At 33.1% G+C, this 24,416-nt stretch carries 32 protein-coding genes; 14 read left to right on the plus strand and 18 right to left on the minus strand.

The features are described 5' to 3' along the window. Positions 1 to 2 precede the first annotated feature (2 nt). Positions 3 to 1,616: a hypothetical protein gene (locus tag C5F47_RS05450; protein ID WP_179360101.1), complete on the minus strand. Its 1,614-nt coding sequence runs from the start codon at positions 1,614 to 1,616 to the stop codon at positions 3 to 5. Between the two features lie 82 nt (positions 1,617 to 1,698). Between C5F47_RS05450 and C5F47_RS05455 the strand changes: the two genes are divergently transcribed. Then, positions 1,699 to 2,490 (plus strand): hypothetical protein, encoded by a 792-nt coding sequence (locus tag C5F47_RS05455; protein WP_179360102.1) that lies wholly within the window; start codon positions 1,699 to 1,701, stop codon positions 2,488 to 2,490. Here C5F47_RS05455 and cas1 read toward each other — a convergent pair. The 5 genes from cas1 to C5F47_RS05480 all read right to left on the minus strand — a co-directional run bounded on the left by cas1 (position 2,435) and on the right by C5F47_RS05480 (position 7,825). Beyond that, the gene (gene cas1 / locus C5F47_RS05460) at positions 2,435 to 3,451 is read right to left on the minus strand and encodes a CRISPR-associated endonuclease Cas1 (RefSeq protein WP_179360103.1); all 1,017 of its coding nucleotides are present in this window, start codon (positions 3,449 to 3,451) and stop codon (positions 2,435 to 2,437) included. The genes C5F47_RS05455 and cas1 overlap by 56 nt on opposite strands. After that, the gene (locus tag C5F47_RS05465) at positions 3,441 to 4,346 is read right to left on the minus strand and encodes a hypothetical protein (protein ID WP_179360104.1); all 906 of its coding nucleotides are present in this window, start codon (positions 4,344 to 4,346) and stop codon (positions 3,441 to 3,443) included. Before C5F47_RS05465 ends, cas1 begins: the two co-directional genes overlap by 11 nt. Next, positions 4,343 to 4,570: a hypothetical protein gene (locus C5F47_RS05470; protein WP_179360105.1), complete on the minus strand. Its 228-nt coding sequence runs from the start codon at positions 4,568 to 4,570 to the stop codon at positions 4,343 to 4,345. Before C5F47_RS05470 ends, C5F47_RS05465 begins: the two co-directional genes overlap by 4 nt. A 111-nt stretch (positions 4,571 to 4,681) precedes the next feature. Continuing rightward, positions 4,682 to 6,874, minus strand: a complete 2,193-nt coding sequence (locus C5F47_RS05475) for an elongation factor EF-2 (protein WP_179360106.1) — start codon at positions 6,872 to 6,874, stop codon at positions 4,682 to 4,684. Between the two features lie 48 nt (positions 6,875 to 6,922). Then, positions 6,923 to 7,825 (minus strand): SIS domain-containing protein, encoded by a 903-nt coding sequence (locus C5F47_RS05480; RefSeq protein WP_179360107.1) that lies wholly within the window; start codon positions 7,823 to 7,825, stop codon positions 6,923 to 6,925. Between the two features lie 80 nt (positions 7,826 to 7,905). Here C5F47_RS05480 and C5F47_RS05485 point away from each other — a divergent pair, with 80 nt between their 5' ends. Genes C5F47_RS05485 through C5F47_RS05500 form a run of 4 tightly spaced genes read left to right on the plus strand, consistent with a single transcriptional unit; the run spans position 7,906 to position 9,718 of the window. Then, complete coding sequence (locus C5F47_RS05485) at positions 7,906 to 8,733, plus strand: MqnA/MqnD/SBP family protein (RefSeq protein WP_179360108.1); 828 nt, start codon at positions 7,906 to 7,908, stop codon at positions 8,731 to 8,733. 27 nt (positions 8,734 to 8,760) lie between these two features. After that, positions 8,761 to 9,051, plus strand: a complete 291-nt coding sequence (locus C5F47_RS05490; RefSeq protein WP_179360109.1) for a hypothetical protein — start codon at positions 8,761 to 8,763, stop codon at positions 9,049 to 9,051. A gap of 47 nt (positions 9,052 to 9,098) precedes the next feature. Next, complete coding sequence (locus tag C5F47_RS05495; protein WP_179360110.1) at positions 9,099 to 9,374, plus strand: hypothetical protein; 276 nt, start codon at positions 9,099 to 9,101, stop codon at positions 9,372 to 9,374. Between the two features lie 38 nt (positions 9,375 to 9,412). Beyond that, complete coding sequence (locus C5F47_RS05500) at positions 9,413 to 9,718, plus strand: MTH1187 family thiamine-binding protein (RefSeq protein ID WP_179360111.1); 306 nt, start codon at positions 9,413 to 9,415, stop codon at positions 9,716 to 9,718. 129 nt (positions 9,719 to 9,847) lie between these two features. Here the strand turns inward: C5F47_RS05500 and C5F47_RS05505 are convergent, their stop codons facing one another. The 3 genes from C5F47_RS05505 to C5F47_RS05515 all read right to left on the minus strand — a co-directional run bounded on the left by C5F47_RS05505 (position 9,848) and on the right by C5F47_RS05515 (position 11,501). Further along, a complete protein-coding gene (locus tag C5F47_RS05505) occupies positions 9,848 to 10,006 on the minus strand; it encodes a hypothetical protein (protein ID WP_179360112.1) in 159 nt (52 codons plus the stop codon). 69 nt (positions 10,007 to 10,075) lie between these two features. Beyond that, positions 10,076 to 11,173, minus strand: a complete 1,098-nt coding sequence (locus C5F47_RS05510; RefSeq protein ID WP_179361797.1) for a radical SAM protein — start codon at positions 11,171 to 11,173, stop codon at positions 10,076 to 10,078. A gap of 79 nt (positions 11,174 to 11,252) precedes the next feature. Next, positions 11,253 to 11,501, minus strand: a complete 249-nt coding sequence (locus C5F47_RS05515; RefSeq protein WP_179360113.1) for a hypothetical protein — start codon at positions 11,499 to 11,501, stop codon at positions 11,253 to 11,255. 115 nt (positions 11,502 to 11,616) lie between these two features. Here C5F47_RS05515 and C5F47_RS05520 point away from each other — a divergent pair, with 115 nt between their 5' ends. Beyond that, positions 11,617 to 11,790, plus strand: a complete 174-nt coding sequence (locus C5F47_RS05520) for a hypothetical protein (RefSeq protein WP_179360114.1) — start codon at positions 11,617 to 11,619, stop codon at positions 11,788 to 11,790. Here the strand turns inward: C5F47_RS05520 and C5F47_RS05525 are convergent. The 3 genes from C5F47_RS05525 to C5F47_RS05535 all read right to left on the minus strand — a co-directional run bounded on the left by C5F47_RS05525 (position 11,777) and on the right by C5F47_RS05535 (position 12,833). Then, entirely contained in the window at positions 11,777 to 12,274 is a 498-nt protein-coding gene (locus tag C5F47_RS05525) for a tetratricopeptide repeat protein (protein ID WP_246271222.1), read from the minus strand. The genes C5F47_RS05520 and C5F47_RS05525 overlap by 14 nt on opposite strands. 136 nt (positions 12,275 to 12,410) lie before the next feature. Next, positions 12,411 to 12,560: a hypothetical protein gene (locus tag C5F47_RS05530; protein ID WP_179360115.1), complete on the minus strand. Its 150-nt coding sequence runs from the start codon at positions 12,558 to 12,560 to the stop codon at positions 12,411 to 12,413. Between the two features lie 45 nt (positions 12,561 to 12,605). Beyond that, positions 12,606 to 12,833: a tetratricopeptide repeat protein gene (locus tag C5F47_RS05535; protein WP_179360116.1), complete on the minus strand. Its 228-nt coding sequence runs from the start codon at positions 12,831 to 12,833 to the stop codon at positions 12,606 to 12,608. 123 nt (positions 12,834 to 12,956) lie between these two features. On the opposite strand from C5F47_RS05535, the gene C5F47_RS05540 reads away from it, so the two are divergent. Together C5F47_RS05540 and C5F47_RS05545 are read left to right on the plus strand one after the other, a co-directional pair. After that, positions 12,957 to 13,400 carry an Lrp/AsnC family transcriptional regulator gene (locus C5F47_RS05540; RefSeq protein ID WP_179360117.1) on the plus strand — a complete coding sequence of 148 codons (444 nt, stop codon included), beginning with the start codon at positions 12,957 to 12,959 and terminating at the stop codon, positions 13,398 to 13,400. Between the two features lie 8 nt (positions 13,401 to 13,408). Continuing rightward, positions 13,409 to 13,963 carry a DnaJ domain-containing protein gene (locus C5F47_RS05545; protein WP_179360118.1) on the plus strand — a complete coding sequence of 185 codons (555 nt, stop codon included), beginning with the start codon at positions 13,409 to 13,411 and terminating at the stop codon, positions 13,961 to 13,963. On the opposite strand, the gene C5F47_RS05550 is transcribed toward C5F47_RS05545, so the two are convergent. Continuing rightward, positions 13,960 to 14,364 (minus strand): hypothetical protein, encoded by a 405-nt coding sequence (locus C5F47_RS05550; protein ID WP_179360119.1) that lies wholly within the window; start codon positions 14,362 to 14,364, stop codon positions 13,960 to 13,962. The genes C5F47_RS05545 and C5F47_RS05550 overlap by 4 nt on opposite strands. Positions 14,365 to 14,497: 133 nt before the next feature. On the opposite strand from C5F47_RS05550, the gene C5F47_RS05555 reads away from it, so the two are divergent. From C5F47_RS05555 to C5F47_RS09790, 4 genes are all read left to right on the plus strand, one after another. Then, the gene (locus C5F47_RS05555) at positions 14,498 to 15,787 is read left to right on the plus strand and encodes an HD domain-containing protein (protein WP_179361799.1); all 1,290 of its coding nucleotides are present in this window, start codon (positions 14,498 to 14,500) and stop codon (positions 15,785 to 15,787) included. A gap of 9 nt (positions 15,788 to 15,796) precedes the next feature. After that, entirely contained in the window at positions 15,797 to 17,248 is a 1,452-nt protein-coding gene (locus tag C5F47_RS05560) for an FAD-binding oxidoreductase (protein WP_179360120.1), read from the plus strand. A 69-nt stretch (positions 17,249 to 17,317) separates the two neighbouring features. Next, positions 17,318 to 17,743: a hypothetical protein gene (locus tag C5F47_RS05565; protein ID WP_179360121.1), complete on the plus strand. Its 426-nt coding sequence runs from the start codon at positions 17,318 to 17,320 to the stop codon at positions 17,741 to 17,743. A 194-nt stretch (positions 17,744 to 17,937) separates the two neighbouring features. Beyond that, a complete protein-coding gene (locus C5F47_RS09790) occupies positions 17,938 to 18,081 on the plus strand; it encodes a DUF5679 domain-containing protein (RefSeq protein WP_014964934.1) in 144 nt (47 codons plus the stop codon). 18 nt (positions 18,082 to 18,099) lie between these two features. Here the strand turns inward: C5F47_RS09790 and C5F47_RS05570 are convergent, their stop codons facing one another. The 4 genes from C5F47_RS05570 to C5F47_RS05585 all read right to left on the minus strand — a co-directional run bounded on the left by C5F47_RS05570 (position 18,100) and on the right by C5F47_RS05585 (position 20,887). After that, entirely contained in the window at positions 18,100 to 18,351 is a 252-nt protein-coding gene (locus C5F47_RS05570) for a hypothetical protein (protein WP_179360122.1), read from the minus strand. A 57-nt stretch (positions 18,352 to 18,408) separates the two neighbouring features. Beyond that, entirely contained in the window at positions 18,409 to 18,783 is a 375-nt protein-coding gene (locus tag C5F47_RS05575; protein WP_179360123.1) for a hypothetical protein, read from the minus strand. A 123-nt stretch (positions 18,784 to 18,906) separates the two neighbouring features. Next, complete coding sequence (locus C5F47_RS05580) at positions 18,907 to 20,214, minus strand: DUF7482 domain-containing protein (protein ID WP_179360124.1); 1,308 nt, start codon at positions 20,212 to 20,214, stop codon at positions 18,907 to 18,909. Positions 20,215 to 20,266: 52 nt separating this feature from the next. Beyond that, entirely contained in the window at positions 20,267 to 20,887 is a 621-nt protein-coding gene (locus C5F47_RS05585; RefSeq protein ID WP_179360125.1) for a superoxide dismutase, read from the minus strand. 91 nt (positions 20,888 to 20,978) lie between these two features. Here C5F47_RS05585 and C5F47_RS05590 point away from each other — a divergent pair, with 91 nt between their 5' ends. Further along, positions 20,979 to 21,593, plus strand: a complete 615-nt coding sequence (locus tag C5F47_RS05590; protein ID WP_179360126.1) for a hypothetical protein — start codon at positions 20,979 to 20,981, stop codon at positions 21,591 to 21,593. Here the strand turns inward: C5F47_RS05590 and C5F47_RS05595 are convergent, their stop codons facing one another. Further along, on the minus strand, positions 21,594 to 23,318 hold the full coding sequence (locus tag C5F47_RS05595) for a DEAD/DEAH box helicase (RefSeq protein WP_179360127.1): 1,725 nt from the start codon (positions 23,316 to 23,318) through the stop codon (positions 21,594 to 21,596). It abuts the gene before it with no gap. Positions 23,319 to 23,716: 398 nt separating this feature from the next. On the opposite strand from C5F47_RS05595, the gene C5F47_RS05600 reads away from it, so the two are divergent. Continuing rightward, entirely contained in the window at positions 23,717 to 24,397 is a 681-nt protein-coding gene (locus C5F47_RS05600; RefSeq protein ID WP_179360128.1) for a PAC2 family protein, read from the plus strand. The last annotated feature ends 19 nt before the right edge of the window (positions 24,398 to 24,416 follow it).

Consider the following 24,416-nt stretch of genomic DNA (forward strand, 5'->3'; position numbering starts at 1 on the left):
AACTATTTTTCATCATGATCAATACTGTGTTTTGAATAATATTTCTCTAGAAAATTTAACTTTATGTTTTCTTCTTTGATACACCTTATTACAACCATTAACCCTTCATGTGAAAAACCTATTTCACCTTTTTGATTTTTACTATAAAGATGAGGATACTGTTTCAAAATTTGCTTATATTTTACCTCATTTACAAATTCATCATTGAATATTTTTTTATAATCTTCAGAAAGATAATTATCTTCCAACCACTTTGCTTTTTCATCGGATAAATGCATAATTTTTAGTGGTTCGCTTAATTCTTTGTATTGTTTTACAATTTCTGCGATATTTTTAATTTTATTTTTCAAAATTTTTCCAAAATCAGGATCATAAAATCCTGCAGACATTATTGAAACAAACAAACGTTTGCTAAATTTCTGTATCGTATCCATATCTAGAGGGTAATGAGCCAGAAACTTGGTCATTTTACCATCGACATAGTGACCAAAGTCAATATGTAAAAATTTCTCCCCTTTAGAAACATCAAATCGTAGATTATAATCGATTTTTTTCTCATCTAAAAGATCAAAACGAATTACAGCGCTTCCTCTTGAATTTTGAGTTACATTCTGATAGTAAAAACTATCTTCGGTATTGAGTTCCTTTGATATTCCAAATAAGAAAAATTCAGGAATAGTAATTTGAGATGTATGATCATTGTCAGATTCGTATTCAAATGGATATAGCGCAGAAAAATACATCCAAGGTAAAGGAGTATAATTTGCATGAAAAAGAGATACATGCATCATACTTAGAAAATTTTCTTGCTGGTATGATTTTTCAAGTAACATTTTACAGGATTTGATAAATAATTCAGGAGTCTTGACTTTTGGATTAGGTTCATTTTCATATCTACTTGATAAATTGAATGAAATCGTCTTTTCATTTTTCAAATCATAAAATATGCAACCCAGAAACACATCAGGACTAAATTTTGATTTATTGGATTTTGAATAAATATAGAAATAACTGAATGCAAAACAATTTTGTATTTCTTTTGATTTGTTTTTTAATTCCAAGATTTTTTGAATAGAAGTACGATTTTTATCAATTATTTCACAATCAATTTCATCATTATTTTCATAAAGTATCAATACATTAGAAAATAAATTAAACATGTTTTTTCCGGAATTGTTTTGTTGATATAATTTAATTTCAGAATCTGCATATTCTTTAAGAAAATCAATTATTTTTTTGAAATTTTTTGAATTTATTTTTTCAACATGAACACAAGGCTTTCGCCGCTTGTCAAAGTGCTCATAAGTATACATTTCAACATCGGATTTGGCAGTATGATCTGAAATTTTATCCATGTAGACTCCATCGATATTTGCAAATTGATTATATTGTAAAGCAAAAAGTGCACCTAATTCTGAGCAATCAACTGTTATTCGTTCATTGTTTTTTTCTAAAAAAATATGTCCAAAATTCTTTGTTGTTTCAAGTTCCCCTTTTTCATTTTTCGCCATAGCGATAGTCCCGCTTCTGTCAACTACGATGTACCCTTGTGAAAGTAGTTCTTTGAATTCTTCCTCGGTTTTAATTTTAATTAGTTTCTTACTTTTTTTATCCAATTGCTTATTTCAATCAAATTATGTATTTCAATTTAATTATCCAAGTAAAACATTATTTGTCAATAAAATATGAAGATAATACATGTGGTTTGATAATCCTTTGTTACCGCCTTTACTAGTTCTTGTTGCTATTGGTATTGCTGTTGGATATATGATAGGATTTGTTGATAATGATGTAGATTCTGCAAGTGAATTGGGGATTTATCTTGCTGCAATTTCAATTGGATTGACAGGAGCAGTTTTCATATTGCAAAGTAAAACTAGCCATGAAGTTAAAGATATTGTTAAGAAAATGGATGATGAAAAAAAGGATAGAAAAGAATATGTCCTCAGAGGATTGGTAAACGCGTTTAGAGAAACACGTTATAATCTGCAATTGATGCGTTCAGAATTACTGACATTGGCACGATCCAATGGAGTAAATGGAAATAAGCAAACAATAGAAAACAATTGGAAAATTATTAACAATTCAGGAGTTGACAGAATTCAATTTTTAATAACATTGTCTCATGATGTTATTTCAACCTCTAAATTAGATCAAATTGAAACTGTCAAAAATATTATGAAATCCGAATATGATTCAGATTATAACACCATGAGTACTATAGTATCGTTCTTGTTAACTCAATCAGATTATGTATTTAGAGATGATCTTAAAGAATTACGACTTAAAATGGCAAAAGAAGAAATTTCAAAATTAGTATCAGAATTAAAAAGTGGGGCGGATGAAAATTCATTAAGTTTTCAGAGAAATAAAAGGCGGTGGGAATCCTATCTATATTTACCAACAGATGATGAAATCAAAAATGAGTGTGAATCTAAACTTGAAGCAACTTCTTCTGAAGACAGCACTCTGCCAGATTTTGAACCATGACCTTAGCAACAGTAATCTCTTGAACTGATTTCAGACCTGATTTTGTCTTCTTTCCGTGCCTAAAATCATACTTTCTTTCCTGTGAAAATTGCCTTTCTAATAATTCTAAAAACCTTCTAATCAAATCGTATTCAATTACTACAGTTCCATCTTTGGTGTAACTATACTCTTTGAGTTTGATTCTATTTCTCTTCTCTTTGTTATTTGCAATTTTATACACAGAATAGTCCACTAACCATCTGAATGGCTCAATCAAATCATAAACTAGGGGTTGAAATCCTGTGTGAGTTTTATGCATAAATCCAAAGTAAGGATCAAGACCAATTCCACAGACAAATTTTGATATCTCACCTGCCAAAACAGAATACCCATAATTCAGTAAAGCATTGATGATGTCAGTTGCATCATTTTTGGCAATTCTGATAGAGGATTGATTCCTTGAATGAAATCCATATTTTTCCGGGATGAATTTGGCATATTCTCTAAAGTAGATTATGGCGGCAGATGATTCTCTATCAGGTAATGAAGTAATGCCACTACCAATTAGTTTGAGCAGTTTTAGTTGAGATTCTTTTTTGGCCGAGATGATTTGTTTTCTCAGATATCCACATTTTGACTCGTTTCGAAACGTATCATATTGTGCTATTCGGTATTTTGTTCCAGTTAGAGAATCCATCATGCCATTACAGAAAGTGACGGGTTTTCCGTGATTATCAAGTAAAATGACATTTCGGTTATTTTGAGAAAGTAGCGATAATGCCTCAGTGGAGACGTAGCCCTTTCCTGAAATAACAATTTTCTCATATGGCATGTTTTTGACAAACCATTCCTCAATTTCAGGCTCAGAAAATGGGTCGTGATTTGATTTTAGGATAATTTTAGAATTTTTAACAGAAATAGAATGACCATAGCCTTTGAGGAATTTTATGTTATAGTGGTTTTTTTGACCTTTAAGAGTCAAATTCTTTAATTTGATATTCTACATCTTCAAACGGATTTTCTAATTGATTAAGCTGATTGTAAATCAGAGTAATTGCAATGTTCAAACAATTCCAAGCATTCTCTTGAGTCACTTCTCTTTTTTTCCTATGAACAATATCATTTCTTAATTTTCTTAATTTTGTAAAGCATTCATATCCTTTTGAATCAAGTTTCTCAGAAAACGTAAAGGCCTCAATATAATGACTAGTGCTCCAAGAATGATGATTTTTTAATGCTTGTCTTTCCTCCTTTGTTCTCTTCAAATCTTTGACAAATTTTTCCCAAACTCTTTCTATAACACTTTCAATAACAATCCAGGAATTAAGAAAAGATATGCTAAACAATTCATCTTGATACATTCCACCAGATTCACCAATTATCAACAAATCATTTTTGAAACTATCATTGTCAAGGAAACGAGCTGATTGATCAATTAACATTTCCATAAGATGTTTTTGAATTGGTTGTCTTTCAATTGTTGACCAATATTCATAGTCTACATCATCTTCACGTTTACTTTCTTGAATTACCCGTAAAGATTTACTCAAACTACCTGCAGCTACAACATAATCCCAATCTTCTTTCCAAGTAAATCCACAGATATCATTTTTTGTAATAAATCTGGCCCGATGAAATTTTGTGATAAATACTGCAAAAAGTACATTGAGAAATTCAAATGCTTCATCTTCGTTTTTCCCAATAGGACAAACAAAACAATCATCAGTTACTAGAACTCGCAATCCTTCGGATGTAGTAGTGTCGATAACAATGGGTCTTTTAATCGTCGATATTCGTGGTAGTTTCTCAGGATTTGCTTCATAAAGTTGAGATGGTGGATAAAAAAATGTGCCAAAACCAATCGTTCTTCCAGTCATGTATTGTCTCTAATCTTAGTCATTTTTACAGATTTCCTAGTTAATTCATCAATTGCACTCTGAATAATAGAATGATCTCTATTTGCCATTTGACTTAACATTTGAGCAGTTTCTTTCAAATCTTGATTGTTAAATCCTTGAGCACTTTGCTTCCAATTCTCAGCATAGAATTTTAGCATATTTTGATAGTTGGACAATATCTCAATTGCCTTGGCTTTTGTCATTACTTTGTCATAATGAACATCATGATCTTAAAGAATTTGCAACAAAATAGAATCTGAAAAATCATCTAGTGTACCGTCTAAAATTAGGCGTAAAAGGGGGGCATTCTATTTTTATTCTTTATCGATAAATTCTGAAACACCTGGTGGTTCTGGTGCCAATCCTTTTCTCTTTCTAATATCAGCTACTGCTGGTCCTAACATTGATTTTGGAACTTCAGTCCATTCTTTGAAAGAAGTATTCCAAGTTGCACGACCGGCAGTCTGTCCTCTCATAGCTTCTGATAGTGTAAAAGTTTCTGATGCAGGAATCTCTCCAACGACAATACTTGTTGCACCTTTTTGTGACATATCAAGTACTTTACCTCGTTTACCTGAAAGTATAGTTGCAACATTTCCAACCAAATCAGTTGGTACACGAACTTCAATTGCCAAAGTTGGCTCCAACACTGCAGTACCTGCTGTTAGCAAAGCACCCATACATGCACGTCTTGATGCAGGTCCTAATTGTGACAAACCTCTGTGTGCTGTATCCTCGTGAGGAACAAAGTGAGTAAAGATGAATTTACAATCCCTCATCTGTTCTTTACAGAGAGGACCTTCTTTCATTACTTCTTCAAATCCTGAATTAATAGAATCAGTGGACTCTTGTACAAATTGAACACCTTTTGTTCCATTAATCAAAACATTACCACGTGAATCAAATTTCATAATTCTCTTGATTGTGTCAGTATCCCATCCTGCACCTTTGAGTAAATCAGATACCACCTTCTTATCTTTGATGTCAGATATTTCACCAGTTCTTAGCATATGTGCAATTTCAGGTTCTAGTGGTTCTACTTTCATGAAAATTTTATTGTGACGGTTTGGTGATTTTGCCATGATTGGCTCACATGGACCTTTTACAGTTTCTCTGTAGTTAATCAAAGGCTCTGATGTTACAATCTCAACTTTTGCATCTTGGATTCTGTGTGTTGCAACATCCAAGTGTAGCACACCCATTCCTGCAACAATTGTCTCACCTGATTCCTCATCAATTTTTACAACAAGGTTAGGATCCTCAATGGTTAATTGTCTTAAAACTTCGACTAGTTTAGGTAAATCTTTAGGATGTTTTGGCTCGATGGCAATTTGAACAACTGGTTCTGACACATACTTTACACCTTCAAACATTGGAATGTCTTTAATTGATGATAGAGTGTTTCCTGCTCTACACTCAGTTAATCCTAATAATGCTGGAATATTTCCTGCTCCTAGTTCACCAACTTGTTCTCTTTGGTTACCCATAAAGAAATTGACGGATTGAACTCTGCCTTCTCTTTTCTCATCTATAATGTTCAAAGTTTGACCATCTTTGATAGTACCAGAAAATAATCTTCCAATTGCAACAGGACCTGCTGCAGGATCTAACACCATGTTTACAACCATCATAATTGTTGGACCATCATCATCTCCTGCAAGCAATGCTTTACCTACATCAGATTCTAAATCGCCTTTCCAAATTTGTGGGATTCTGTACTTGATTGCATCGTGTGGTGCTGGATGATGTTTTACAACCATTCCAAGAACAGCATCAGCTAGTGGTGCTTTCTCAATAAGGTCTGGAAGTTTTTCATCAGTGTATGCATCAATTACATCTTTGAATGTGATTCCTCTTTCTTTCATTAAATCAGTGTTAATTGCCCATCTGTCTTTTGCTGAACCAAATGTCACACTTGCATCTTGAATAGATACTTTCCATTTCTCTTTGTATTCAGGTTCTGCATAAGTGTCAACTAGAGTATTGAAATTTGAAACAACTTCAGCTAATTGTGCTTGCATTTTTTCTGGAGTTAATCTTAGTTCTTTGATTAATCTGTCTACTTTGTTGATAAACAAAACGGGTTTTACTCTCTCCTCTAGTGCCATTCTAGTTACTGTTTCTGTTTGAGTCATGATACCTTCTACTGCATCACAGACAACTACAGCACCATCAATTGCTCTTAGTGAACGAATTACCCTTCCACTGAAATCTACGTGGCCTGGAGTATCAATCATGTTAATTACGTATTCTTGGTCTTTTTGTGCAAAGAGCAAAGTAACGTTTGCTTGGTAAATTGTAATTCCTCTTTCCTGCTCTTCTTTATCAAAATCCATTGCAAGGGCTTTTCCAGCAGCTGAAGGGGCAATAATTCCAGAATTTGCTAAAAGACTGTCAGACATTGTTGTCTTTCCGTGGTCTACGTGAGCAATGACACCAAAGTTACGAATGTTGGCTTTGTTTTTGATAATCTTCATTACGTCTTGTGTAGACTTGAATTTTGCCATATTCGCAAAACTTTGGATTCAGGTATTAAACCTTAGTTTTTGAAAAGATCAGTAGATCATACGGTTAGAAACATCACGAACCTTTTCTGCTGTGACAAAATGACATTCTTTCTTGCGTGTTCTTTTGGCCTCATATAGCGAGATTAGTTGAGAGAAGAAAACACAAAAGATCACCTGAGATAATTTCTCTTTTGGTACATCAGGATGAACTACATTAATGCCAATATTTTTGAGATTTTTCCCTAGCTGTTTTGTGTGAGGGTTTTTCTCCTCAAAAATTATTACAGTATCTCCTCTTTTAGCTGAAAACAACTCCATGTGAGAAAATTGTTCAATTCTTGAATAATGTACATCATACCCTAGAATTTCATAAAACTTTGCTGCACAATACATTGCAATTGGAAATGTATGGAAATTCCCTAGAACAAAAATTCTCTTTGAGAGTTTAGCCTTTTTTGCAGAAGTTGCAGCTTTTCTAAATAGGGAAATATTTGGAATTTTAATATTACTCACTAGAGAGATACAAGTTAATGCACTTTCCAAAAAGGAAATGCTGCCAGCAGTGAATATACCAGAATTTGTAGATTTGAGAAGAATGGTTCTATCTGATGCTTTTGCCAATTTGCTTTGAGGCTGAGAAGTAATTGCAAGTGCCTTTTTTGCAATCTTTGCCACCTTGATGTTAGTTATAGTATTTCCAGAAATTGAGACAAAATAGACTTGTTTTGATTTTGCTAGAGATTTATTCTGATACAGGTCTAGTGGATCCATGGCTTTTGTCAAACCATTAGAAAAGGATTCAGCAAGTAAAGCAGAGACCAGAGAATCTCCACTACCAGAAAATAAGATATTTTTTTGGCTAGATGCAGAGAGTGTTTTTTGTTTTTTGAAAGACTTTAGAAAATCAAGCTGCAATTGGATATCATTCTCATAAGCCTCAATAGAATTCATGATTGGGAATTAATTATCAACATAGAAAAACTATTCCAAGGAGGTTTTGGTATTTATTACCAGAATCAAGGAAGACAAATATGGAAATTTCTGTCGGACACACTCCTGATTCAGATGACGCATTCATGTTTTATGGAATGTTTACAGACAAGGTCCCATCTCCAGATTTTAAGGTAAATCACGTTATTGAAGATATTGAGAAATTAAATCGTAAAGCAACTGATCCAGAACTTGATGTAACAGCAGTTTCAGTACATGCATGCGCATTCATTCCAGGATATACAATCCTGAGGAGTGGTGGAAGTTTTGGAATAAACTATGGTCCAATTGTAACTGCCAAGAAAATGATGACCATAGATGAGATTAAAAAATGCAAAATTGCAATTCCAGGAAAAATGACATCAGCATTTTTGCTACTCCAATTAATGATTGGAAAATTTGATTATGTAGAGATGAATTTCAGCGACATTCCAGAAGCTGTCAAATCAGGCAAAGTCGATGTAGGATTGGTAATTCATGAAACTCAATTATCATATGAGCAAGAAGGCAATGTCAAAATTTTAGATGTTGGAGAATGGTGGGATAAAACAACAAATGGACTTCCAGTACCCCTAGGAATCAATGTAATGAGAACAGACCTAGGCATGGATACAATAGTAAAGTTTGACAAATATCTTCAAGCATCTATAGAATTTGGAATTGAACATTTTGATGATGCCATTGAATATGCAATGCAATATTCAAGAGGTAAAGAGAGAAGCCTAATTGAGAAATTTGTAAAAATGTACGTAAACAAAGTAACTGTAAACATGGGAGACCCAGGAGAGGAATCCATCAGACGAATGTTTGCAATGGCAAAAGAGAAAGGACTAGTTCCAGACTTTGAAATCAGTATTGCCAACAAGTAATTATAGAACAGAAAAAAAATAATCACCATGGGAGACGGAATTGGTGGAGCAGTACTAAATATTCTTACAAACAATGCTTTTGAATTACTAGTTAGCCATACAAGAAAAGACAATCAAGAGCAATACGGTAAAGTTGAAAAAGTAATCATGAGCAAAATTGATGATCCTGAACAACCACAGTATGAGGAAAAAACTAAAGAAGACTTAGAACGAGCACTCAAAGGAAAATTTGTTTCATGTAATGTACAATATAGAGATGAGAAAACAGATGCACTGGTTTGTAATGTCTTTGTTCAAAGACCACCTGAAGGATTTTAGAAATTACAAAATACCTAATATATGGTAAAAGTCAATTAGAAATAGAAATGGTTCTTGTCGATAAAAGAATACTCGCAGGAGGAATTGCAATGATAATTGCAGGAATTATAGTTACTATCATATCTGCTGAAACACCAATTGGCCAATCAGGGATGAGTGAAGAAGAAGTTATTGATTTGCTTATTGCAGAAGACCAAAACCAAGCTTACCAGATGTTATCAGGAATTTTAGTGGGAGTAGGATTTTTACTAGTTTTGATTAGTTTTGGCGCAAGAAGAAAAAAAGACAGTGCAACAAGAAAAGAAAAAAAGCCTGCAGAGTAGTTCAAAACTTTTAATCCCAAATCATCTTACCAACACCATTGATTCAAGCAGAAATTAGCATTTATCCGATGGCGACCAAAACCACCAGTGCCAGTTTTTACATCGCAAAGGCAATTGAATCAATCCAAAAAATAGAGAATCTAAGATATGAGATCAATCCAATGGGGACAATTTTAGAATCAGATGATATCGATGTGATAAATACGGCCAGTAAACAAATGATGGAAACAGTTCACAATCTAGGCATAGCAAGAGTCGAGGTAATTATCAAAATAGATTCGAGACGAGACAAACACGTCAAGATGGAAGAAAAGTTGGATTCCATTAAAAAACAGATGAGTTAGAACTAAAAATGGAATCAGAGCAAGCTCAGATAACCATCCCACTTGCGATAATTCTAGGAGTATGTTCGGTTATTTGAGTCAGACTCTGGTTGATGTTTGGAGACAAAATAAAGAAAAAATAACTTGTAATTACAAATCTTTACTCAAAGTTTTCAATGCAAAATTTCCACATTTTGGACACCGATGTTTTTTCAAAAGATCTGAATGAGTTTGCATAGATTTTTTAGAATATGTGATTTGGGCCCCACAATCCATACATTCACCAGGAATGTCACCTTTAGGAAGCATGCCTTTTCTAATATTCCGCGAAATATAATCCCAACAAATAGAGTCTAATCATCAAAATCAAAGAGAAAGTTAGAATTTTTTCAAAATATCAAAATGAGTATTTCTTTGTGCAGGGCTGCGACCAATTTCTTTTACCATTGTTGCCAATTCATCAACTGATGAAGATGTTGCTTTTCCTGCAGCTTTGTAAATTTCCTCAGAGAAAGCAGTTCCTACCAAATCATTACCGCCATTAGATAATGCAACTTGAGCCAACTTTTTACCATATGCAACCCAGTATACTGAAATGTTGTTTAGAACATTTGCAAGCATCAGTCTAGATAGTGCAACTATTCTCAAATCATAAACTGAAGAGCATTCATTATTCACCAAATGTTCTTGTTCTAATTCAGTGTTATCCAAACTAAATTTCAAAGGAATCAAAGTAAGAAAACCATTTGTCTTCTTTTGTAATTCGCGTACTTTGATTAGATGGTCTACAACATGTTCAGGTTTTTCAATGTGTCCGTAAAGCATAGTTACGTTACTTTTGATATCCATATTATGGGCCTCTTCAATAACATCAAGCCATTGTTGCCCAGTACATTTTCCACGAACTATCTTTCCTCGAATATCAGGATGGAACAGTTCGGCTCCACCGCCAGGCATCGAATCAAGTCCAGCATCCTTTAGACGAGATAAAATTTCTTTGGTAGAATTTTTTGTTAATTTTGATAAAAAGTAAATCTCAGCTGCAGTCAATGCTTTGATGTTTAATTGAGGATGACTCTTTTTGATGGTCCTCATCATGTCTTCATAATATTCTAAAGGTAATGATGGATGAAATCCGCCGACAATGTGAACTTCGGTTGCACCCATCTGTTTTGCAATTCCAACTCTAGTTTCAATTTCTTGAGGAGTCAAAGTGTATGCATCATCTGCACCCTCTTTTCTGTAAAAGGCACACATCTGGCAACTAGCAGCACAGACATTGGTGTAATTCATGTAGTATGATGCTGCAAAAGTTACAGTATCATCAACTAGTTTTTTTCGGGTATTGTCTGCTACTGCACCAAGTAAATGTAAATTATCATAGTTCATTAATTCAAGACCATCTTTGTAAGAGAGTTCCTCACCTGCTAATGCACGATCTAAAGCTTGAGAATCTCCAACTAGTTGTTCTAACATATTCATACTTGGCTCTTTCATGATATATTCCTTAGTGAAATGAATATCATTTTTCTTTTCAAATCAGACTAGATTGTCATTAAAATCCAATTTTGTTCAAAAAGGAATTTAGCATATTGTTACCTTTTTCATTGTCTTGATTTTCAGAAGAATCTACTGGAGTTATTTCCTTCTCCACAGGGATTTCACGGAATTGAGGTTGTGGATTTTTGGCAATTCTAAATTGTTCTTTTTTTATCGCCATCTCCAAACCCATTAATGTCATTTCTTCATTAAGCATCTTTCTTGATTTTTGCTCAGGTGTTCGCATTTTTGGGATTTGAGACATGTTTTTCATAACATATAATTCAACTTAAGCCAATGTCTGTCTCAAAAAAAACAGGACATCCTTACAATAAGGAAACAAGCTCAAGAAATAAGTAGTCATACAAGATAGCATAATCATGGTACTTCCTCTAGTTGATGAACACAAACCAAAATGTTACTTGTGTCATGAAGGGTTTGAAAACATAGAGAAACTAAGAGAGCACCAAAATTCAGCACATAGGGACTTTTTTGAAGAAAACAAGAAACAAAATAACCGAGAGCCAGCACCTGGCGATGTTACTGTGTTTTAGATTTTTTTTCTTGAATAGATTTTAGTAATTCCTGAGCAAGATCTTTTGAAATACTTGCCAAATGGTAATCTTTGTCAATAGATAAAGCCTTTTTGAAATGTTTGATTGCATCTTTTAATTCCCCCATCTCTCCCAATGAGAGACCCTTGTACGCAAGTGCCATGGCGCATTTTTTATCAATTTTCAAAGCAGTGTCATAACAGTCAATTGCTTCCAAGTATTTTTCATCTGAATGCAAAGTGGCCCCCTTGTTTAGTAATGCATCAATATTATCAGGGGAAATTTCAAGTGCTTTGTCATATGATTTAATTGCAAGTTTGAGTTTGCCCATATTTTGTAGAGTTGCCCCTTTGTCAATTAACACATTAGCATTAGCAGGTTCTTCTTTTAGGGCCAAATCATATAATTTCAAAGCATCAGAATAGTTTCCATCCTCTACACATTCTAGAGCTTGAACAAGCAGCCTCTCAATTTCATTACTCACGGTATTTGACGATATTTTGTTAATAATATAATCTTCTTTGATCTGATTTTCGCCATACATTAACAGTTTTTGAGACATAAAATAAGAATAATTTCTGAACTTATTATAGCGAGGTAATTATGATAAAAGAAAAAAATTAAGGCGTTGGGTCGTTGAGCCAAGCTTTTACATGTAGTTTTCTCATGCATCCAATAAAGATTCCATTCATAAAAATTGAGAATATTGCAAACATGTTTCCAGATAGAATATTGAGGATTACAAAGATGAATCCAGTTACAGCCAACATAATTTACAAAATAAACCAAATCTCAAAAAATAGACTCAACTGGAGTTATGAGGAATATTTGTCTCGAGGCTCAATTTCTAATGATTTGTTAAAACAGTACATAGACTCTTCGTATCGTCCTAGACTGCGTAATGCGATTCCTTTGTTATTCCATAAATCAGGATCATCCTGATTCAAAAGAAGTGCTTGCTCAAAACACCCTAGAGCATCATCATATTTTCCATCATCCATTAAGGACTGTCCTTTCTTGACAAGATCTTCAATTTCGCCCATAATTCAACAGAGATTCCATTTGTATTAAATTTGAAAGAGATATCTGAAATTGTTACAGAAAAAATCAAACAAATTTACACTATTTTCATGAAATTTTAAATATATTTTTCACCAATATACTGTATGACCCTAGATGAGACAGATGAAAAGATTCTCAAAAATTTACTAGTTGATGCAAGACAATCAGCTAGACAACTTGCACTCAAACTAGGAATGTCTACAGTGACAGTTCTATCAAGGATTAAGAAATTGGAAAAAGAGAAGATCATCAAAGGATATACTGCAATAATTGATCATGAAAAAATAGGATATTCACTAACTGCAATAATTGAGATCATGGCAAAAAATGACAAGGTGGTAGATATTGAAGATGAAATTTCAAAATTTGAAAATGTCTGTGGAGTATATGACATTACAGGCTCAACTGACACAATAATTATTGCAAAGTTCAAAGAAAGAAACGAATTAAGCAAGTTTGTAAAGGGTCTAGCAGCCATTCCTAACGTGGAAAACACAATAACACATGTGGTACTAAATACTGCAAAAGAAGATTTTAGATTATCATAGGAGAAAAAATGGACAAGTTCAGTATTTTTGTAATTTCAGTAATTATCTTTGGAACAATGCAAATAGCATATGCCCAAGAAAAGAATCTAGATATGGAATTAGAAGTAAGTGATGAAGAAAAAATAATTCTATTTTCAGGTTTTGCAATTGCAGTGATTGGTCTCTTTTTATTTTTAGCCAGAGACATCATACTAAGGAGAAAGACATCCTATGATAAAGAAGAATTAGAATCAAAAAAAGACAAAACATTTGAAAAATACCATTCTGATTGGGGAGATGACTATGAAGAACTAGGACATAGAAGTAATACGAAAGAAGACAAAGAATTCAGAGATGCATTAAACAATGACGAATTACCAAACTATTATGAAATAATCGGAGTTGAAAAAGATGCAACACCTGAAGAAATCAAAAAGAAATTCAGAGAACTTGCAAAAAAGACACATCCTGATAAGACGAAAGAAGATTCAGAAGAAGAGATGGCAGAATTAAACAAAGCATATGAGATATTATCAGACAAAGAACTCAGAGAAAAATACGACAGGTATTTCAAAGTAGATTAACTAGTTTCTAATTTTACAATAATCAAACTAAGTTCTATGGATGTAGGGGTCTGAACACTGTTTGTAAGATTAGTAAAAATTTCAATGGGTAAGGGTTTACCGTCATCTTCAATTTCCGTAGTAATTTTGAGTTCACCAAATTCGGTGTTGGGACCAAGCATTTTCTTAGTTAGCAGAGGAACAACTGAAAGATCATCCACCTCACATTTCATTTTGTAGGCAAACTTGTCTGAAAAATATACTCCACCACGAGTGGTTGGTTCATTTACTGGAATCGGAGAATTGGTAATGGATGTACTTGATATTGGATATGTTTTATCATTAACATAAAGAACGAATTTTGGGGAATTTTGTTCGTTAAAATTCATCAATTTTTGCAACAAATCGGTATTAAATGACATTCAAAAATTACCAATCCCGAATTCTATTGAATCTTTCTAACTATTATCAACATTTGATTCAAGATCCATAGATCATCTTTAAAAACTTGAAATCAGATCGAAATTATTGCAACAATTTGCAAATACACACTCTATGAGAAATGAAATTCTCAGTCTGATGGTAGAAAACGGTTTAGAAGATGACTGTTATGTAGAAATGCTAGATTACACTATAGAATTGTTTGAAAGTCAAGGTCTTGGAACAGAATATTATGGATATCACAATATCAATCACGAATTAGAAGTAACATATGTTTCACTTTTAGCAAACAAACAAAAGAAAATTGAATTTACCCCAGAGGATCTAAAGTATCTATATGTTGCAGCATTATTCCATGACTTTGATCCACAAAAAAGTGTAGATAAACCGCATGAAGAAAGTGTTTTAAAATTTATTTCAATGGATAGAAAACTCCGTCAATTAATTAACGATGCAAAAATAGATTTAGAAATTATCAAAGTTTTGATTTTAAGAACAACATATCCTTGGAGTGGAAAATTAAAAGAGAATGCAGAAATTCAAATCAAACAATCTTTTGACAGTTCAGATTTAACAAGAAACAATCTTCCATATCAAGAACACATCATGGAGATGGGATGGTATCTATCAGTGGTAGATAGAATCAGTGGTTACGCATTAGGGGATTTTGCAAAAGCAATGGAAATGGCAAAAATGAATGCACATGCTTTAGCATGGAGACCATCACTAATTGTAAGAAGTGCAGTTGCATATTTTGAAGAATTACTAAACAAGGAAACAGATATGGCAAAAGGAATACTCAAGGTATTACCAAAAGAAATGAGGAAAAATTTCTTTGACACAGTGTTATCATTTATGAAAATTAGACAACAAGAAATCACCATTCAAGCAAATTATTCTTATGAAAATCTAAAGATGATTCCAACAATCGAATCAATGGCAACAAGAGAAGATCCCAAATTCATAAAAACACTATATGAAATATTTTTAGAATTACCAACTCCATTGCAATTTGAAAAAGAAAATTTTGAAAAATCTCTAAAAGATCCTCAAGTTATCATCAACACCCTAAGATTAAATGACAAAGATGGAGAAATCATAGGATTTTCTAAAGGTGGACCTTTAGAGAATTACAAATTACGTGAAGAAATTAGAGATGAAAATTACGGAATAGGAAATACAATATTTTTAGAGCCATTAGCACTGAAAATGGGCTATTGGGGACTAAAAGGAGGCAGTGAAATGCGTCACTTGTTCATCATGCAAGCAAATTCTATGAAATACAAATTCATGTCAAGTTTTGCATTACGAGATGTGATTAGAGCAAGGATAGACAAAGAACAAGCAGAATTTGTAACATTATTTGATCCTGAACGATGGGATTACTATAGAATCAAAGTATAGTTTCACCACATGAAAATATCAATTTTAAAGCAATTAGAATCAAAGATTCACGGAGAAGTATTCTCATCAAAAGAATTTAGAGAATTTTATTCAGTAGATGCAAGTTCATATAAAATAATTCCAAAAATAATTGTAGTTCCAAAAAATGAGGTAGATGTTCTCAATACAGTAAAGATTGCAAGGAAAAGAAAAATCAGTGTCACTGTACGTGGTGCAGGAACTGGTCTTGTGGGAAGTGCATTAAATTCTGGAATAATCATAGATATGAAAAATTTCTCTTCGATTAGGCTCAGTAAAAATCAGGTTAATGTTGAAACAGGAGTAATAAAAGGAAATTTAGATAAAAAATTAGAAGCATCAAAAAAATTCTTTCCTCCAAATCCATCAATAGGATCATTTTGTTCAGTAGGAGGAATGATAGGAAACAACTCTAGTGGAAGTAGAAGTCTAAAGTACGGAAGTGTAATTGACAATGTAATAGAAATTACATTTGTTGACGGAAATGGAAATAAAATTACTTTGCCAAAAAATAAAAAGATTGCAAAGCAAATCAAAAAAATTGTGAACGGTATAGATTTAGAAAAATTTCCAAAAGTTTCAAAAAATTCATCAGGTTATAGATTAGATAGAATAAAAACAGAAAATGACATTCATAAAGCAATTATAGGTTCTGAAGGCACACTAGGAATAATATTATCTGCAAAATTACAAATCAAAGATAAACCAAGAAAACAAATTCTGTTCGTTGCAGAATATAATTCAGTTATCGAAGCTGCCAAAAATTGTTTAGAAATTAACAAGACCAACCCATCAGCAATAGAATTTGTAGACAAGACAACTTTTGATCAAATAAAATCTAAATTTAACAAGAAAAGTAAATGTCTATTATTTGTCGAATATGATGAAAAAATTAGTCTAAATGAAAAAAAACTCAAAGAAATCATTACAGGGAAAATTATTAAGAAATTACAAACAGAGGAAGAAATTGAAAAATGGTGGAGATATAGAGATTCTTCATTACATTATAGTTTAAAATCAATTAAAAAAGAAAATAGAATCCCACATATTATTGAAGATGCAGTAGTCCCATTAGAAAATTTTCCAAAATTATTTTCCATATTAAACAAATTAAATAAAAAATACAAAACAAAATCAATTGTTTATGGGCATGCAGGAAATGGCAATGCACATGTGCGATTAATTTCTAAAAGGAAAAAAAGGGACCTTATCAAAAAGATCGCAACAGAGTATTTTGATGAAATACTCAAACTTGGAGGCTCAATTACTGCAGAGCATGGAGATGGACTTGCACGCTCAGAATTCATCAAAAAACAATACGGCTCAAAAAACTATCAAGCATTCAAAAAAATCAAAAAATATTTTGATCCAGACAACATCCTCAACCCAGGAAAAATCATCACTTCTAAAAGTAGTATAATAGAAAATTTAGAGCAATTTTGATTTTTTAGAGCCATAGTAAAAATTTTCAATGCAGAAAGGCTTTTGTAACTAAAAAATGTCCAGAAAACCGTGTTAGGTAAAGGCATAGGTCTGTTAGTAGTACTAGTGGTTACTGTAAGTATTACACCAGCTTTTGCATTAACAGAGTTAGAAAGAGCAACAATGGAAGATCCAAGATTAGAAAATGCATTTGGAGCACCAATAGTTGACAATGTAAATGTCAGTCAACAAGTGCAGATTTCATCAGACATTACAAATCATCAGACAAAATCACAGAATTTTGTATATCTTGTTCAAATCAAAAATGATGCAGATCTTGTTGTATCATTAGGTTGGATAAGTGGTCAACTAACTCCTGATCAAAAACTTAGTCCATCATTGTCATGGACTCCAAATAGTTCCGGGAAATTTACAGCAGAGATTTTTGTATGGGAAGGTTTGAACAATCAAAATGCATTATCAGAATACACAACAATGCAGATCAGTGTTAGTTAGAATTTACAAAATATTTTTGCCAAAAATTTAATCATTATTTAAAAAATACTAATAATTTGTTCCTAAATTGATCAAAAAAATATCCGATACGAAAAAAATCGTTCTGCAACGCAATAATTGAGATCGGAGATTTGTCTAATAGTGAAAAAAGTTTAACAAGTTCTCGGTAATACGACCTCGAGCCTAGTAGATTTATGACAATAGGATATTGTGTTAAGTGTCGTGACAAACGAGAAATCGGCGGCCCTAAACCATACACCATGAAAAATGGTAAACCTGCAATCAAAGGCACATGCCCAACATGCAGTACAGCCATTTTCAGAATCGGTAGAGGATAAACTTCTCACTAGAGAAATTTAGTACTGCCATTCATCAGTAAGGCCATTCCATAGTGAACGCATTGGGGATGGATCTTTTTCTATTTCTTCAGTAATTCTATTTTTTAACACAAAAAAGAAATTCTCTAAAGCGTCAACACCACCATCGGCAAACAACTCGTGACCAATTTCAGTAATTCTTTTGTGTTTATCAGATACTTCTGTAGAATCAGGATTCTGAAGACAAAAAGTCATCAAATCAATTAGTTCTTCTTCCAACATGAAATCCATATAGTTTAGTTGGAAATTCAGTAGAATTTAGAGATTTAGATTAAAAAGAAAAAGAGATTATTTTAGACGTCTATAGATCTCTTTGAATTCACACGATATGTTGTATGACATATTTAGTAAATGTGCAAGTTGATTCATGGACGTCTTATCATGTCCCAATTGTCTTAACAAAGTCAAAGCTTTTTGTGGAGAACTGGGAGCCAAAGGACTTTGTCCAGACCAGGTCTTAAAAGCATCCTCAACATCCAAACTGAAATTCAAAACAAATTCTTTCCAATTGGGCATTGCCTTTAGAGCTTTTTCATTTAGAAGAACTTCAGACAATTCACGAAATTCATTTTTCCTGTCAAGATACAGCATGTCTAAAACTTCATGAATTTTAGATTCTTCGTATTCTTCTGTGTTTAACATGTACATTCCCGCAATACTCATGTTCTATTATTATCATAATCAAAGATAAGTTAGATAGGTAATTCCCAGAAAAAATGTTAAAAAAAATCTTTAAAAATGAACAAATGTTCAATTTTTAAAAAAATAAAAAAGAAAAAAAAGATCTTATTGGAATGGGTCAATAAATGGACAGTTGACAATATGGTCACTATCCATTGGACGTGCAATACCAATGTTGATCAAACCAGCTTCGTTGTATGCGTTCATATCATCAATAGTTTCTAACAATTGAGCATCATCTGGATTTTCCCAGCCAATCATAAAGATTCTCCACATAGGAGAATAGTTAGCATCGCCAGGAGCTCCTGCTGCAATTCCAGGTTGGAATCCCAAAGGACCAGTACCTGTTAAACCATTTTTGAACTGATACAAGTCTACTGCTGCTGAATTTGCAATCAAGCTTGCAGAGGTTGGTGAACTAACAACACCCATCATTCCGGCAGGACCACTAGGAGTAGCATCTGTTACAATGTAATAGATAGTTCTACCATCGGGACCCCATCCACGATGAGCTATGAAAGTTACATTCATCTCTTCTGTATCGATATCAAGAACTTGGCCACCGCCGTAAGGAGTGACATCAGTTAATGTTTTGTCTTCCTTAACCATCATCTGACCTTCAGGCCAAACAATTTGTGGCATATTCAAAACTACATCAATTTCTGTTAATGTAATTTCATTATTCTCAGCTGCTTCCATAACCATTGCTTCTGAATCAAGTACTCTTGCAGTTGCACCGTCATTCCACATAACATGGACATGAGAAGTCAATGCACTGTACACATCTGCTTGTGCAGGAGTACTAGTGAATACTTGACTTTGGTATCCGTGTATACCATCGCCTTCAATGCCGTTGGTAAACAAGTATACTGTTGAAAGTGCTTCTTCAGGAGTGTTCTTCAACAAAGGAGCAAGTTCTACTTGCCATCCTTGGTTTGCAGTAATTATGTCTGCATGTGTTGGATCACTAGAGTCAGTGATGATATAGTAAACATCTTCACCGTTGTAGTATCCTTGATGCATAGGAATTGTTGCTGGAACATTTGCTCTTGATAATCTAAGTACAGAACCCAAGTCTGCTTCAGTTTCTTCCATGTGTTCTTCTTCATGGGTTTCTTCCATAGTTTCTTCCATAGTTTCTTCCATGTGTTCTTCTTCATGGGTTTCTTCCATGGCCTCTTCAACTGGAGCTACAGGAGCGACACCACCTTGTTCTGCTTGCCAAGCGGCTTTACCGCCAGGATAGTTAGAACACAAGTCTAATCCACAGATACCAGTACTTGAACCATATTGAGAGGTTCCAGTACCTTTGCTTTTGAGGGCTTCAGCATCTGTAAAATAATCTGTCGTCATACCTGCTGTAAACAAGGGTAAAATTGCAAGAAGTGCAATGTATCTTAGACTCTTGTTCATAAGTGCAAAATCATGATTTTTGTTTAAAAGAATTTGTCCAAATCAGACAAAATTATGCGAGCTCTGAAAATCTATTTCCCACATAATCCCAATTGACAACATTCCACCAAGCTTCAACATAAGCAGGTCTCTTGTTTTGGTATTTCAAATAATATGCATGCTCCCAAACATCCAATCCAAGTAACGGGAATTTTCCCAATGTCCAAGGACTAGTTTGATTTTCAGTTGTAATGATTTCTATTTTATGATATGTGGAATTGAAAACTAACCAACACCAACCACTACCTTGAATTGTAATTGCTTTTTCAGAAAAGACTTTTTTGAAATTCTCAAAGTTATCAAAATAAACATCAATTTGATCAGCAATTTGACCAAAAGGTTTTCCATCACCATTAGGAGTCATAGTTTCCCAAAACAATCTGTGATTCTCAAAACCACCACCAAAAAAGTTGATTGCAGAACGTCCAGATTCTGGAATAGATTTCAAATCAGATAAAACAGATGAAATGTATTGAGGGTGAGAAGCACTTCCAACATCTGCAAGAGATTTGTTTAATCCATCAACATATGCCTGATGATGTTTTTGATGATGAATTTTCATTGTTTCAGTATCAATGAAAGGTTCTAGTTCATCATACCCATAAGGGAGTCTCGGAAGTTCGTATAGAACCATGAGTCAATTTTAGATAATCCACATATATTCTTCAAGAACAAAAATTGATTCTAGTGCAAAGAATGATAAATCTTGAGGAGATATTAGCAATATGAGGAAATTAGGAACTATAGATTTGGAAATTTTGCATTTAGCCATTAATGAAAATGGAACATTTAATGAAAACAACCTAGAAAATTCTGAATTAAAAAGATTAGGAGTTGGAAAAATTTTGGATTCTCTTGCAACATTAAAAGACAGAAAAATGTTATCGTTGAATAAAGACGGATCATTTTCAATTACAAATTTAGCAAAAGAGATTCTTTGGAGCAAAAATATTCCAACATGGGCAAAAATATTGAGACTCTTACAGGTAAAATCTTGCAATATGGGCCAGATGGAGGACATTCTCAAAATATCAAAAAATGAACTAGTAGAAGAAATAGAAAAACTGAGGAAAAGTCAATTCGTGCTAATGTCCCCACAAAGACTAGAAGATAAACTAGTCAAAGTATATGAAATTCTTCCAGAAGGAATTGAAGAGATAGACAAAACAGAAACTGAAGGATTTGACAAAATAAACTTTGGAGAAATGAAATCAGAAGTAGAAATTCTAAGTATCATAGATGGTCTGATAAAAGAAATTCAAGATACCACTTTGGAGCAAACTCAGAAAGATTCAATCAACGAAAAATTATCAAAGTTAAAAGACAAATTAGAAATTTAATTATTTTGCACGAACTTTGTCTTGAATTTGGGCCAAGATAAGTTCAGCCTTGTCTTTGTTCTCATAATTTTCTTTTGATTCATCCATAATTTCATCAATCTCATAGCTCTTGTCAACTAGGACATTTGCAACGTGATCATCCAAAGTACCATTCCCAATTAAATAATATGCAAATACAGTATTTTTCTGGCCAATTCTATGAAGTCTATCTTCAGCTTGTCTATGGATTGCAGGACTCCAATCAAGCTCTGCAAAAATTACATATTTTGCCCTAGTCAAATTGATACCCACATTTCCAGCACGGATTCCGGCAATCATTAGTTTTGATTCACCTCTTTGGAACTTGTCTATTTGGTCTTGACGAACTGAATCAGTCTGTCCACCAATTATGGATACAGGAGAGAATTCTTGGAGACTCTCATGAAGTAATTTATGAATCACTTTGTGATGACAAAAGACTACAACACTTTCTTCAATCTCCATAATGTTTTTAACAAAATTGATTACATGAGGTAGTTTTGCAATACCTGCAATTTGTCTTTCACTTTGAATTGCTCTATGATAGGATGCAGATTTGGAAAATTCAGAGTCAGCATCTTTTTGTTCTGTCTCAACTTTCTTCCAAATTTTATCTAATTCTTCTAAATAGTAATCAGTATCAGCTGCAATGACCTCTTTGTAACGAACTTTGTCCTTTAGTTCTTTTAGCACATCTGCTTTTTTCCTTCTTAGCATCACATGTTTTTGTAATTCATTTCTAAGAGATGCACGTTTGTTTTCTAAAACAATTGCTTTGCCTTTATCATTGACATAGCAAAAGTATTCACAGAATTCTTTAAAGCTTCCAAGCAGGCCAGGTTTTATGATATCTATAATTGGCCAAATTTCAGAACCACGATTATAGATAGGAGTGCCAGATAGACCAATTCTGTACAATATTGAAGAAAGTGCTGCCAATTTTTTTACTGCCTTGTATTTTTGAGTAGTTTTTGATCTCAAATTGTGAACCTCATCACAAACAATTGTTTTGAGACCTAACTTTGACAAATCATCATTTCGTTTGAAAAGTAATTCATAGTTAATTATGTAAATGTCAGTTTTTGGAAGTTCTTTGGATTTTCCAGTTCTAATTATTGTGACACTAGGAGATTCAGATTCAATTATTCTACCATTCCTGCTTTTCTTTTTTAGAAATTTTGCAATCTCACGTTCCCAGTTGTTTAACGTCACCAGTGGGGCAACTACAAGAATGGGGAATGTTTGTTTTTCTGTTGCAGCATAAGAGAGTGTTTGAACAGTTTTTCCCAAACCCATCTCATCAGCAAGTAATGCATTACCCGAGGATTTTAACAAAAAATCCAATCCCTCTTTTTGAAAGTTAAGAAGTTTTCCTCGGAATTGTTCACCAGTTTTTGCTCGTTTTAGTTTTAGTTTTACAGGCGGTAAAGTTGGTTTTGGAGCATACGTTTTTACAATTTTTCTTTGCCAGGTGGATTTTGAAAGGATTTCAAGTGGATATCTATCCATGATTAATTTTAGTTGTTTTACAGTTTCAGTGCTATCAGGAATAATAATTTCATTTACGTTTTCACCATACCATGCTTCAGAGACCAATCTAGAGATCATACTTACGGCACGATCACCAGTGACTTTCCAGCTCCAGATTTTGGAATATTTGTCAAGCACATATTCCAGTGTACCAATGTTTTCCATGGATGTTTCCATAATTTGAGGACAGAAAGTTTTTTTGCCTTATGAATCTTCACGTTTTTTTCGATCATTAAAAAGTAGAGCAAAAATCTACAAGAGTTAAAATATGATAGCAGTTTCTACTTTTGGGTAAAATTATCATGATAGATTTTCAGGCTCAAAATTGGATGAAATAATCAAAAATTGGAATTAAAAGAAATCAAAAAACCAAATAAAAACATAAGAGGATCTAAAAAATTATTAAATAATAATTTTAAAGAAAAGTTTTAGTTTTTCCATTAATCAGACAACTAACAAGATAAAATCAAATTTGTTGTTAATTCAATTTTTAAAATGTTACCAAAATTAGATCAGGAAAATCAGACAATGAATTTTCAATATACGTTTAAAGTTCATTAGATTTTAGAATCAATGTGGAATTTATTCAAAATGAAGAACCAGATGTTGAAAAACCAATTATCATTGCAGCAATGCAAGACATGGGAAACGTAGGCAGTATTGTAGTTAATTTCATAAACGAATCACTAAGAACAAAAACATTCAGAACAGCTAAAACGCCATTTCCAACATATATTGTAGACAGGGGAGGATACATTGATCTTCCCGATGAGAAGTGGGAATACCGATACACAGATGATTTAATTATTTTTGGAGGAGGAAAAGGCCAACCTCAAAGTAATAGTGAATTAAACGCATTGTGTCAAGATGTAATTGATGTTGCAAAAAAATATTCAGCAAAATTCATCTATACATTAGGAGGATTTCACACAAATAGAATATTTGAAAATACTCCAAAAGCATACATCACTACAACATCAAAGGAATTAACAAAACAAATGGAAGGGTTAGATGTTGAAACAACTCCTCAAAAATCAATTATTACTGGATTCAACGGGTTGATTTTAGGATTTGCCAAAAAGAACAACATTCAAGGAATTGGAATGTATGGGGAACTAAATGAGCCAGAAATCCCACAATATAGATCTGCAATCAGCATAATCAAAACACTGGAAAAGTTGACTTATAGGAAATTAGGCGATACAAGTCAATTAGAAATTATGGCTCAAGAAATAGAAAGAAAATTTAAAAATTAATTTTAATGGGTTTTCCCAA

The sequence above is a fragment of the Nitrosopumilus cobalaminigenes genome, assembly GCF_013407145.1.
Lineage (GTDB): Archaea > Thermoproteota > Nitrososphaeria > Nitrososphaerales > Nitrosopumilaceae > Nitrosopumilus > Nitrosopumilus cobalaminigenes.

Bases quoted from the DNA above. Each gene is read 5' to 3' on its own strand.
- C5F47_RS05455 (WP_179360102.1), top strand. From the start codon at position 1,699: ATGTGGTTTGATAATCCTTTGTTACCGCCTTTACTAGTTCTTGTTGCT.
- C5F47_RS05465 (WP_179360104.1), bottom strand. From the start codon at position 4,346: ATGACTGGAAGAACGATTGGTTTTGGCACATTTTTTTATCCACCATCT.
- C5F47_RS05470 (WP_179360105.1), bottom strand. From the start codon at position 4,570: ATGACAAAAGCCAAGGCAATTGAGATATTGTCCAACTATCAAAATATG.
- C5F47_RS05475 (WP_179360106.1), bottom strand. From the start codon at position 6,874: ATGGCAAAATTCAAGTCTACACAAGACGTAATGAAGATTATCAAAAAC.
- C5F47_RS05480 (WP_179360107.1), bottom strand. From the start codon at position 7,825: ATGAATTCTATTGAGGCTTATGAGAATGATATCCAATTGCAGCTTGAT.
- C5F47_RS05485 (WP_179360108.1), top strand. From the start codon at position 7,906: ATGGAAATTTCTGTCGGACACACTCCTGATTCAGATGACGCATTCATG.
- C5F47_RS05490 (WP_179360109.1), top strand. From the start codon at position 8,761: ATGGGAGACGGAATTGGTGGAGCAGTACTAAATATTCTTACAAACAAT.
- C5F47_RS05495 (WP_179360110.1), top strand. From the start codon at position 9,099: ATGGTTCTTGTCGATAAAAGAATACTCGCAGGAGGAATTGCAATGATA.
- C5F47_RS05505 (WP_179360112.1), bottom strand. From the start codon at position 10,006: ATGCTTCCTAAAGGTGACATTCCTGGTGAATGTATGGATTGTGGGGCC.
- C5F47_RS05510 (WP_179361797.1), bottom strand. From the start codon at position 11,173: ATGTTAGAACAACTAGTTGGAGATTCTCAAGCTTTAGATCGTGCATTA.
- C5F47_RS05515 (WP_179360113.1), bottom strand. From the start codon at position 11,501: ATGTCTCAAATCCCAAAAATGCGAACACCTGAGCAAAAATCAAGAAAG.
- C5F47_RS05520 (WP_179360114.1), top strand. From the start codon at position 11,617: ATGGTACTTCCTCTAGTTGATGAACACAAACCAAAATGTTACTTGTGT.
- C5F47_RS05530 (WP_179360115.1), bottom strand. From the start codon at position 12,560: ATGTTGGCTGTAACTGGATTCATCTTTGTAATCCTCAATATTCTATCT.
- C5F47_RS05535 (WP_179360116.1), bottom strand. From the start codon at position 12,833: ATGGGCGAAATTGAAGATCTTGTCAAGAAAGGACAGTCCTTAATGGAT.
- C5F47_RS05540 (WP_179360117.1), top strand. From the start codon at position 12,957: ATGACCCTAGATGAGACAGATGAAAAGATTCTCAAAAATTTACTAGTT.
- C5F47_RS05545 (WP_179360118.1), top strand. From the start codon at position 13,409: ATGGACAAGTTCAGTATTTTTGTAATTTCAGTAATTATCTTTGGAACA.
- C5F47_RS05550 (WP_179360119.1), bottom strand. From the start codon at position 14,364: ATGTCATTTAATACCGATTTGTTGCAAAAATTGATGAATTTTAACGAA.
- C5F47_RS05555 (WP_179361799.1), top strand. From the start codon at position 14,498: ATGAGAAATGAAATTCTCAGTCTGATGGTAGAAAACGGTTTAGAAGAT.
- C5F47_RS05560 (WP_179360120.1), top strand. From the start codon at position 15,797: ATGAAAATATCAATTTTAAAGCAATTAGAATCAAAGATTCACGGAGAA.
- C5F47_RS09790 (WP_014964934.1), top strand. From the start codon at position 17,938: ATGACAATAGGATATTGTGTTAAGTGTCGTGACAAACGAGAAATCGGC.
- C5F47_RS05570 (WP_179360122.1), bottom strand. From the start codon at position 18,351: ATGGATTTCATGTTGGAAGAAGAACTAATTGATTTGATGACTTTTTGT.
- C5F47_RS05575 (WP_179360123.1), bottom strand. From the start codon at position 18,783: ATGAGTATTGCGGGAATGTACATGTTAAACACAGAAGAATACGAAGAA.
- C5F47_RS05580 (WP_179360124.1), bottom strand. From the start codon at position 20,214: ATGAACAAGAGTCTAAGATACATTGCACTTCTTGCAATTTTACCCTTG.
- C5F47_RS05585 (WP_179360125.1), bottom strand. From the start codon at position 20,887: ATGGTTCTATACGAACTTCCGAGACTCCCTTATGGGTATGATGAACTA.
- C5F47_RS05590 (WP_179360126.1), top strand. From the start codon at position 20,979: ATGAGGAAATTAGGAACTATAGATTTGGAAATTTTGCATTTAGCCATT.
- C5F47_RS05595 (WP_179360127.1), bottom strand. From the start codon at position 23,318: ATGGAAACATCCATGGAAAACATTGGTACACTGGAATATGTGCTTGAC.